At 64.3% G+C, this 9368-nt stretch carries 9 protein-coding genes; 3 read left to right on the forward strand and 6 right to left on the reverse strand.

The features are described from left to right. The first annotated feature begins 96 nt into the window (after window positions 1-96). A complete protein-coding gene (locus KH389_RS03140; RefSeq protein WP_043860961.1) occupies window positions 97-825 on the forward strand; it encodes an ArsR/SmtB family transcription factor in 729 nt (242 codons plus the stop codon). Between the two features lie 58 nt (window positions 826-883). On the opposite strand, the gene KH389_RS03145 is transcribed toward KH389_RS03140, so the two are convergent. Continuing rightward, entirely contained in the window at window positions 884-1837 is a 954-nt protein-coding gene (locus KH389_RS03145; RefSeq protein ID WP_054916632.1) for an adenosine deaminase, read from the reverse strand. 146 nt (window positions 1838-1983) lie between these two features. Here KH389_RS03145 and KH389_RS03150 point away from each other — a divergent pair, with 146 nt between their 5' ends. Then, window positions 1984-3069 carry a calcium:cation antiporter gene (locus KH389_RS03150; protein ID WP_043860963.1) on the forward strand — a complete coding sequence of 362 codons (1086 nt, stop codon included), beginning with the start codon at window positions 1984-1986 and terminating at the stop codon, window positions 3067-3069. A 4-nt stretch (window positions 3070-3073) separates the two neighbouring features. On the opposite strand, the gene KH389_RS03155 is transcribed toward KH389_RS03150, so the two are convergent. From KH389_RS03155 to KH389_RS03175, 5 genes are all read right to left on the reverse strand, one after another. Further along, window positions 3074-4429 (reverse strand): 8-oxoguanine deaminase, encoded by a 1356-nt coding sequence (locus KH389_RS03155; protein ID WP_213606869.1) that lies wholly within the window; start codon window positions 4427-4429, stop codon window positions 3074-3076. Window positions 4430-4544: 115 nt separating this feature from the next. Continuing rightward, window positions 4545-5231, reverse strand: coding sequence for an SDR family oxidoreductase (locus KH389_RS03160; protein WP_043860965.1), 687 nt, complete (start codon window positions 5229-5231; stop codon window positions 4545-4547). Between the two features lie 361 nt (window positions 5232-5592). After that, window positions 5593-6177, reverse strand: a complete 585-nt coding sequence (locus KH389_RS03165) for an IMPACT family protein (RefSeq protein WP_043860966.1) — start codon at window positions 6175-6177, stop codon at window positions 5593-5595. Window positions 6178-6186: 9 nt separating this feature from the next. Then, window positions 6187-6846: a TetR/AcrR family transcriptional regulator gene (locus KH389_RS03170; protein WP_043860967.1), complete on the reverse strand. Its 660-nt coding sequence runs from the start codon at window positions 6844-6846 to the stop codon at window positions 6187-6189. 100 nt (window positions 6847-6946) lie between these two features. Continuing rightward, complete coding sequence (locus tag KH389_RS03175; protein WP_043860968.1) at window positions 6947-7864, reverse strand: LysR family transcriptional regulator; 918 nt, start codon at window positions 7862-7864, stop codon at window positions 6947-6949. Between the two features lie 124 nt (window positions 7865-7988). Here KH389_RS03175 and aptA point away from each other — a divergent pair, with 124 nt between their 5' ends. Continuing rightward, window positions 7989-9335 carry an omega-aminotransferase AptA gene (aptA, locus tag KH389_RS03180; protein ID WP_043860969.1) on the forward strand — a complete coding sequence of 449 codons (1347 nt, stop codon included), beginning with the start codon at window positions 7989-7991 and terminating at the stop codon, window positions 9333-9335. Window positions 9336-9368: the final 33 nt, after the last annotated feature.

Here is a 9368-nt window from a genome sequence, read left to right on the forward strand (position 1 = left end):
CGGCATATACTTGCCCCCGCAGTCGTTACCAGCAAGAGACGTTTCCATTGCAGGGGCGGGCAAGTTACGTCTTCGGAATCCGCAGGGAGTGCAGATATGAAACCTGTAGCAAGTATCAGTGTGATCGCCAGCCTGCTGGCTGACCCCAAGCGCAGCGCCATGCTGTGGGCCTTGATCGACGGTCTGGCCCGCCCCTCCGACGAGTTGGCCAGGATGACCGGCCTGACACCTTCTTCCACCTGCGCTCACCTTGGGCGCCTGCTGGCAGGGGGGTTGCTGAAGATAGAGGCGCGCGGGCGCAAACGGTATTTTCGGCTGGCAGCCCCGGAGGTGGGCGCCGCTGTGGAGGCGCTGGCCAGTGTGCCGGTGCGCGAGCATTTTCGTCAGGGCGTGCGTGTCAGCCGGGAGGCGCCGGGGATCCCGCTGGCGATGCGCCGCGCACGCTTGTGCCGTGACCACCTGGGCGGTGAGCTGGCGGCCGACCTTTACCAGCGCTTGCAGGAGGCCAAGTGGCTGGAGCTCTGCGACCGCCAGTTGGAGGTCAGCTCGCTGGGGCGCCTGCACTTTGCCGACTTTGGCATCTTCGTCGAGGCATTGGCACTGCGCGAGGGCAGAGCCTGCAGCGCGTGCAGTTGCTGCAGCGAGTGGAGCGAGCAGCGCCCGCACCTGGGCGGGGCTCTGGGCAGCAGCCTGCTCAGGCTTTTCGTGCAGTCGGGCTGGGTGCGCATGAACGGTGACTCGCGCGCCTTGCACGTCACCCCCGCCGGGTTGCGTGAAATCCCGCTGATTGCACAGTCGCCCATGCCGTTGGCGGTGGGGGAGTAGCCGCAGGTGGCGGGCAAGGCCGACCCACCGGTGATGGGTCGACCTGCCCGCGCAGAGGTCAGGGCTTGAGCAGGCGCGCATCCAGGCTGTTCTGCGCCAGACGCCTGGCCTGGTCCTGGGTCATGCCGAGGTGGGTATGCAGGGCATGGAAGTTCTCGGTCACGTAGCCACCGAAATAGGCTGGGTCGTCCGAGTTCACCGTGACCTTCACGCCACGCTCGAGCATCTCGAGGATGTTGTGTTCGCGCATGTGGTCGAACACGCACAGCTTGGTGTTGGACAGAGGGCAGACGGTCAGCGGGATCTGTTCGTCGATGATGCGCTGCATCAGGCGCTCGTCCTCGATGGCGCGCACGCCGTGGTCGATACGCTGGATCTTGAGCAGGTCCAGGGCTTCCCAGATGTACTCGGGCGGGCCTTCCTCGCCGGCGTGCGCGACCGTCAGGAAGCCTTCGCTACGGGCGCGGTCGAACACGCGCTGGAACTTGCTGGGCGGGTGGCCTTGCTCCGAGCTGTCCAGCCCCACGGCGATGAAGGCATCGCGAAAGGGCAGGGCCTGATCGAGGGTGGCGTGGGCCTCGTCTTCGCTCAGGTGGCGCAGGAAGCTCAGGATCAGGCCACTGCTGATGCCCAGCTTGCGCTGGCCATCCTTGAGGGCTGCGCTGATGCCGGCCAGTACCACCTCGAACGGGATGCCCCGGTCGGTATGGGTCTGGGGGTCGAAGAACGGTTCGGTGTGGATCACGTTCTGTGCCTTGCAGCGCAGCAGGTAGGCCCAGGTAAGATCGTAGAAGTCCTGCTCGGTGCGCAGCACGTCGGCGCCCTGGTAGTACAGGTCGAGGAACTCCTGCAGGTTGTTGAACGCATAGGCCGCGCGCAGGGCCTCCACATCGTTCCAGGGCAGGGCGATGCCATTGCGTTCGGCCAGAGCGAACAGCAGTTCGGGCTCGAGCGATCCCTCCAGGTGCAGGTGCAATTCTGCCTTGGGCAGCGCGTTAAGCCAGTCGTACATAGCGTGTTCTCATCAAGGTGCGGTTGCGCGCCATTCTACAGCGGTTGACGAGGGGCGGCGCGAAACCTGGCCGGATGGTCCGGCAGCAGGAAACCTTCCACAGCAGCTACAGTCTCTAGCCACACCCCTTCTGTTCAAGGCCACCGATGCTCAAGCTACTGACCCAGGAAAAGCTCTTGCTGCTGGCCGTGGTGACCGCCCTGCTGGCCTGGCCATTGGAGCCGCTGTTGCTGGGGCATGGCCATGGCGTGGCGTTGTTGGCCGGGTTCGCGCTGGTGGGGGCGATCGTGTGCGCCTCGATGCGGGTTGCACAGCATGCCGAGCTGCTGGCGGAAAAGGTCGGCGACCCCTACGGCACCATGATCCTGACCCTGTCGGCGGTCTTGGTGGAGGTGGTGATCCTGGCCATCATGATGAGCAATGAGGCTTCGCCGACGCTGGTGCGCGATACCATCTACTCGGCGGTGATGCTCGATATCAACGGGATCCTGGGCCTGGCCGCGTTGATGGGCGGGCTCAAGCACGGCGAGCAGAGCTACAACGACGATTCGGCACGCACCTACAGCGTGATGATCATGACCGCGATGGGCGTATCGATGGTGGTGCCCGAGTTCATCCCCGAAGCCCAGTGGCATCTGTATTCGGCCTTCACCATCGGCGCGATGGTGGTGCTGTATACGCTGTTTCTGCGCATGCAGGTGGGGCCGCACAGCTACTTTTTCAGCTACAGCTACCCGCAGAAGAAACGCCGCGACCCGGTGGCAGGGACGCCGGGCGGCCACAAGGCGCGATCGATCGCGATTCTGATTTCGGGGGTGGTGGTGATCGGCCTGCTGGCCGAAGTCATGTCCAAGACCCTGGACTATGGCCTGGAGGGCAGCGGAGCACCGCCGGTACTGACGGCAATCGTGGTAGCGGCCATCTCTGCCGCGCCCGAGATTCTCACCGCATTGCGCGCGGCGCTGGCCAACCGCATGCAATCGGTGGTCAACATCGCCCTGGGGGCCTCGCTGTCGACGGTGATCCTCACCGTGCCGCTGATGGAGGCCATGGCCCTGTACACCGGTCAGCCGTTCCAGATGGCCATGACCCCGGTGCAGACGGTGATGATCTTCATCACGCTGATCGTCAGCGCCATCAACCTGAACGATGGCGAAACCAACGCGATCGAGGGCATGACCCACTTCGTGCTGTTCGCCACGTTCATCATGCTGGCGCTGCTGGGCCTGTAGCTGCCTAGCCGGCGATCAGTTGCGCGGCGGCCTGGCGGTGATCGGCGATCAGGCCCTTCACGTCCAGCCCTTCGATCTGGCCATCGATCACTCGCCACCGGCCGCCGACCATCACTCGATCGGCCCGGTCGGCACCGCACAGCAGCAGGGCCGAGAGCGGATCATGGCTGCCGGAAAAACGCAGTTCATCCAGCTTGAACAGGGCCAGGTCGGCCTGCTTGCCCACGGCCAGCTCGCCGATGTCGTCGCGCCCCAGCAGTTGCGCCGAACCTCGTGTGGCCCAGCCCAGCACGCGCTCGGGGGTGATGGCCTCGGCACCGTAGCGCAGGCGCTGCAGGTACAGGGCCTGGCGGGTTTCGAGGATCATGTTGGACGCATCGTTGGAGGCCGAGCCATCCACACCCAGGCCCACTGGCGCACCCGCGTCGGTCAGATCCACGGTGGGGCAGATGCCCGATGCCAGGCGCATGTTGGAGCTGGGGCAATGGCAGATGCCGGTGCCGGCAGCGCCCAGGCGGGCAATCTCGTCGGGGTTGAAGTGGATGCCGTGGGCCAGCCAGGTGCGCGGGCCGAGCCAGCCGACACTGTCCAGATAGTCGACCGTACGCAGGCCAAAGCGCTGCAGGCAGAAGTCCTCCTCGTCGAGGGTTTCGGCCAGATGCGTGTGCAGGCGCACGTCCAGCTCTTGGGCCAGGGTCGCGCTGGCGCGCATGATTTCGGGCGTGACCGAGAACGGTGAGCAGGGGGCCAGGGCGATCTGGAACTGCGCGCCCGCGTCACGCTCGTGGTAACTGTGGATAAGTCGTTGGCTGTCGGCCAGGATCACCTCGCCCTGCTGCACCGTCTGCTGCGGTGGCAGGCCACCATCGGCTTCACCCAGGCTCATGGAACCGCGGGTGAGCATGGCGCGCATGCCGAGTTTGCGCACACTCTCCACTTGTACGTCGATGGCGTTTTCCAGGCCGTCGGGGAACAGGTAGTGGTGGTCGGCAGCGGTGGTGCAGCCCGACAGCAGCAGTTCGGCCAGGGCTACCTGGGTCGCCAGCTCCAGCTTGGCCGGGGTGAGCCGGGCCCACACCGGGTACAGCGTCTTGAGCCAGGGGAACAGCGGCTGGTTGACCACCGGAGCCCAGGCACGGGTAAGGGTCTGGTAGAAGTGGTGGTGGGTGTTGATCAGGCCTGGCAGTACCACGTGCTCACGGGCATCGAAGGTCTGCTGGCAAGGTGTGGCGGGGGTTTGGCCGAGGCCGAGGACTTCGCGGATGATGCCGCCTTCGAGCACCAGGCCGCCACGGGCGTCGAGGGTGTTGGCGGTAAAGATGGCAAGCGGGTTTTTCAACCAGATACGGGTCGCAGGCATGGTGCCGGCTCCTCTGAAAGTGGGTTCAGGTTAGCCAGCTCAGTGTTGCCCTGTCTGCTGATCCAGGTCCGCCGCGGTGGGCGAAGGGCCGAGTCTACACCCACCGCGCGTCAGATCACCAGATCAGTTTTTCGCCCTTGTAGTTGATGAAATGCAGGCCACCCTTGCCGCTGTTGAGGGTGACCTGTTCAACCATCCCGCCCGTGCTGGTAGGCACGTCGATTTCAGCGCCTTCGCCGCCCATGTCGGTCTGGACCCAGCCCGGGTGCATGGCCAGCACGGTCAGGCCGGTGTCGCCCAGCTGCACGACGAAGCTGTTGATCATGGAATTGAGTGCCGCCTTGCTGGCCTTGTACAGGGCCAGGTCGGGCGCGTCGGGGATGCTCACGCTGCCCAGCACCGAGCTCATGAAGGCGATGACCCCACCCTTGTCGTTGAGCTGCGGGCTCAAGCGCTGCGCCACGCGAATCGGCGCGACGCTGTTGGTCATGAATAGTTCGCCGATATCCGCCAGTTGTACCCGCTCCGGGTTCTGGTCATCAGGGCCCTTGACCCCCGCATTGACGAACAGCAGGTCGAAGGTCTGACCCTTGAGGCGCGCCTGCAGTGCATCGAGCTGATCGGTGCTGTTCATTTCCAGGGTCTCGACCTGTACGCCCGGCACCGCGGCCAGCGCAGGGGCCCTGGCAGGGTCCCGAACGGTGGCGGTCACGTTCCAGCCCTGCTCGCGCAGGCGCTGCACAAGGCCAAGGCCCAGGCCACGGGATGCGCCAATGATCAGTGCGGTTTTGGGGGCGGTCATGGGATAACTCCGTACAGGTGGGCAGAGGATACGCAGCGTAGCATGGCCTGGAGGCTGCTCATAAAATGATCAATCGACGCTGAGCATTGGCCGGCAGGCCTTTGGCGCAGGCGCTCACGGTTTATCCACAGCTTGCTCCACAGTATTTGTGTGCAAGCGCCAGGCACGGTTTTGTGGACATGGAGGCGGCCCTCGAGGACACCTGGCTGGGGATAAGTCACTGATTCGACGCCGCTTGATGGCCAGTCATCAAATCTTGATCAAAATATGATCGTTTCTCTGCGAGCCTTGATCCAGAAGGGCTGCAGCCGAGTGCTAAGAGGTTATCCACAGCCGGGCCCACAGTGGATGTGGGCAAGTGTCAGCGCCGTTCGAGCAGAATGCGCCCGCGGCTCAGGTCGGCCAGTTGTCGTTGCACCGGTTCGATCTGCTCCTCGCCAAGCGCCAGCAACAGGTCGACACCGTTGGCGGTGAACTGCTCGTCCATCACCAGGCCGTCGGCTTCGGCGACGCGTAGCTTGAGCAGGGCCAGTTCGCTGAATGCGCAACTGCAGTGCAGCTCGACACGGCTTACCAGCAGGCGCTTTTCGGCCTGTTGCAGGCACTTGTTGGCGCCACCGCCATAGGCCCGGGCCAGGCCACCGGTGCCCAGCTGAATGCCGCCGTACCAGCGAATCACCAGCACCACTACCTGGTCGCAGTCCTGCGCCTCGATGGCCGCCAGGATCGGGCGCCCGGCCGTACCGCCGGGTTCGCCGTCGTCGCTGCTGCGGTACTGCGCCCCCAGTTTCCAGGCCCAGCAGTTGTGGGTGGCGGCCAGGTCGCTGTGCCGTTCGATGAAGGCCTGGGCCTCGGCCGGGCTGCTGATGGGGCCGGCCAGGGTGATGAAGCGGCTCTTGCGGATCTCTTCGCGAAACTCGCAAGTGTCCAACAGGGTAAAAGGCATAAGCAGGGTTCAGTTCGGTGGGGTTAGGCCACAGCCTTTGAGGATGATGTGGATAAGGTTGTTGCTGGCGTCTTCCATGTCCTGCTTGGTCAGGCGGCTGCGGCCTGTTACCTGGCAGATCTGTGTGGAGAAGTCGGCATAGTGCTGGGTGCTGCCCCAGAGCAGGAAGATCAGGTGCACCGGGTCGAGGCGGTCCATCTTGCCGGCATTCATCCAGCTTTCGAACACGGCGGCCCGGCCCTTGAACCAGTCGCGGTAGTCCTGGCTGAAGTAGTCGGTCAGGCACTGGCCGCCGCTGATGATCTCCATGGCGAAGATCCGCGAGGCCTGCGGGTTGCGCCGCGAGAATTCCATCTTGGCGCGAATGTAGCGGCTCAGCGCCTCGGCCGGGTCGTCGTCGGCACTCAGGGTGTTGAAGGTGCTGTCCCACAACTCGATGATGTTGCTCAGCACCGCCACGTACAGGCCCAGCTTGTTGGTGAAGTAATAGTGCAGGTTGGCCTTGGGCAGCCCGGCGTTCAGCGCGATGGTGTTCATGCTGGTGCCCTTGAAGCCGTGACGGGCGAACTCGTCTTCGGCAGCCTGGATGATGGCCTGCTCGTTCTTCTGGCGGATACGGCCGGCAGGCCTGGCAGCCTGGAGGCGGTGTGCGGGGACTTCGAAGGTCATGGGCGATTCCGGACAGAGCGGGGTAGTGTGGCACATGCACTGATAACCCAGCCGTGGCAGGCGGGCAAGCGCTCATCGGCGAAAAAGCCGATAAACCGCATCAGCGGGTGGCCGCCAGGCTGTCCAGGAAGCTCTCGAGCACCAGGTGCGGGCGCCGTCCCTTGCGGGTAACCCAGCACAGGCTCAGGTCATAGAAGCGTTCGTCGGGTTTGAGGGCGCGCAGGCGCCCCTGCTGTACCCAGGCGTTGGCGTAGTGGTCGGGCAGGTAGCCGATGTAGCGCCCGGTAAGAATCAGGAACGCCATGCCTTCGCGGTCCGAGGCGCTGGCGGTGCAGTGCAGGTCCTGATACTGGGCCTGGATCTCGGCCGGCAGGCGGAAGGTGGGGGCGATCGCGTCCTGGCTGTTGAGGCGGTCGTCGTCCAGCTGGCGGTCATCGGCATAGAACAGCGGGTGCCCGACCGCGCAATAGAGCAGTGAGCGCTCACTGTACAGTGGCTGGTACTCGAGCCCCGACAGCGGGCTGGTCTGGGGGACCACGCCGACGTGCAGGCTGCCGTCGAGCACGCCCTGTTCGACCTGGCTGGGAGCGATCATGCGGATCTGGATGCGTACCTCCGGCCCCCGGTCCTTGAGCTGCGCCAGGGCATGGGTGATGCGCATGTGCGGCAGGGTCACCAGGTTGTCGGTGAGGCCGATGTTCAGCTCGCCGCGCAAGTGCTGGTGCAGGCCGTTGACCTCGGTGCGAAAGCTTTCCAGCGCGCCGAGCAGTTGCAGGGCGCTCTGGTACACCTCGCGGCCCTCTTCGGTCAGCGAGAACCCGGCACGGCCGCGCTGACACAGGCGCAGGCCCAGGCGTTGCTCCAGGTCGCTCATCTGCTGGCTGATGGCCGAGCGGCCGATGCCCAGCACGTTCTCGGCTGCGGAGAAGCCGCCGCATTCCACCACGCTGCGGTAGATTTTCAACAGGCGGATGTCGAAATCACTGACCTGCGCAAGCGGCTCCGGGCGACGGCTCATAGTTTAGTGTCCAGCTAACTGAAGATTAGAAAAGTAGGCTTTTTCAGACTTTATCCCCGTGACAACTTAGCTGCAACAACGTTTGCCTCCCTCATGTTGCTCATTGCCTTGCGAGGTTTGTCCCATGAATCTGCCTGAAAACGCTCCCCTCGGCCTTGCCAGCCAGCTCAAGCTGGATGCGCACTGGATGCCCTATACCGCCAACCGCAACTTTCAACGCGACCCGCGCCTGATCGTCGCCGCCGAAGGCAGCTACCTGACGGATGACAAGGGGCGCAAGATCTATGATGCGCTGTCGGGGCTGTGGACCTGCGGCGCCGGGCATACCCGCAAGCAGATTCAGGAAGCGGTGTCGCGTCAGCTGGGTGTGCTGGATTATTCGCCGGCCTTCCAGTTCGGCCACCCGCTGTCGTTCCAGCTGGCCGAGAAGATCACCGACCTGACCCCGGGCAACCTGAACCACGTCTTCTATACCAACTCCGGTTCCGAATGCGCCGATACCGCGCTGAAGATGGTGCGTGCCTACTGGCGCCTCAAAGGCCAGGCGACCAAGACCAAGCTGATCGGCCGTGCCCGTGGCTACCACGGCGTGAACATCGCCGGCACCAGCCTGGGCGGCGTCAACGGCAACCGCAAGATGTTCGGCCAGTTGCTGGATGTGGACCATATCCCGCACACCCTGCTGCCGGGCAACGCGTTCAGCAAGGGGATGCCGGAGGAGGGCGGTATCGCCCTGGCCGACGAGATGCTCAAGCTGATCGAGCTGCACGATGCGTCGAACATCGCGGCACTGATCGTCGAGCCGCTGGCCGGCTCCGCCGGTGTACTGCCACCGCCCAAGGGCTACCTCAAGCGCCTGCGCGAGATCTGCGACCAGCACAACATTCTGCTGATCTTCGACGAAGTGATCACCGGTTTTGGCCGTATGGGTGCCATGTTCGGTGCCGACGCCTTTGGTGTGACGCCCGACCTGATGTGTATCGCCAAGCAGGTTACCAACGGCGCCATCCCGATGGGCGCGGTGATCGCCAGCAGCGAGATCTACCAGACCTTCATGAACCAGCCTACCCCGGAATACGCGGTCGAATTCCCGCACGGCTACACCTACTCCGCGCACCCGGTTGCCTGCGCTGCCGGCCTGGCTGCACTCGACCTGCTGGAGAAGGAGAACCTGGTGCAGTCGGCTGCCGACCTGGCACCGCATTTCGAACGTGTGCTGCACGGAGTCAAGGGCGCGAAGAACATCGTCGACATTCGCAACTACGGCCTGGCCGGTGCCATCCAGATTGCCGCGCGGGACGGGGATGCCATCGTGCGTCCGTTCGAGATCGCCATGAAGCTGTGGAACGCCGGCTTCTATGTTCGCTACGGCGGCGACACCCTGCAGTTCGGCCCGACTTTCAACACCACCCCGCAAGAACTGGATCGCCTGTTCGATGCGGTGGGCGAAGCGATCAACCAGGTCGGCTGATCCTTCTCTTTATATAAGCAGGCGCGCGGTGCC

Origin of the sequence: Pseudomonas qingdaonensis (genome assembly GCF_018398475.1) — a bacterium.
Taxonomy (GTDB): domain Bacteria; phylum Pseudomonadota; class Gammaproteobacteria; order Pseudomonadales; family Pseudomonadaceae; genus Aquipseudomonas; species Aquipseudomonas palmensis.

Bases quoted from the DNA above. Each gene is read 5' to 3' on its own strand.
- KH389_RS03140 (WP_043860961.1), top strand. From the start codon at position 97: ATGAAACCTGTAGCAAGTATCAGTGTGATCGCCAGCCTGCTGGCTGAC.
- KH389_RS03145 (WP_054916632.1), bottom strand. From the start codon at position 1,837: ATGTACGACTGGCTTAACGCGCTGCCCAAGGCAGAATTGCACCTGCAC.
- KH389_RS03150 (WP_043860963.1), top strand. From the start codon at position 1,984: ATGCTCAAGCTACTGACCCAGGAAAAGCTCTTGCTGCTGGCCGTGGTG.
- KH389_RS03155 (WP_213606869.1), bottom strand. From the start codon at position 4,429: ATGCCTGCGACCCGTATCTGGTTGAAAAACCCGCTTGCCATCTTTACC.
- KH389_RS03160 (WP_043860965.1), bottom strand. From the start codon at position 5,231: ATGACCGCCCCCAAAACCGCACTGATCATTGGCGCATCCCGTGGCCTG.
- KH389_RS03165 (WP_043860966.1), bottom strand. From the start codon at position 6,177: ATGCCTTTTACCCTGTTGGACACTTGCGAGTTTCGCGAAGAGATCCGC.
- KH389_RS03170 (WP_043860967.1), bottom strand. From the start codon at position 6,846: ATGACCTTCGAAGTCCCCGCACACCGCCTCCAGGCTGCCAGGCCTGCC.
- KH389_RS03175 (WP_043860968.1), bottom strand. From the start codon at position 7,864: ATGAGCCGTCGCCCGGAGCCGCTTGCGCAGGTCAGTGATTTCGACATC.
- aptA (WP_043860969.1), top strand. From the start codon at position 7,989: ATGAATCTGCCTGAAAACGCTCCCCTCGGCCTTGCCAGCCAGCTCAAG.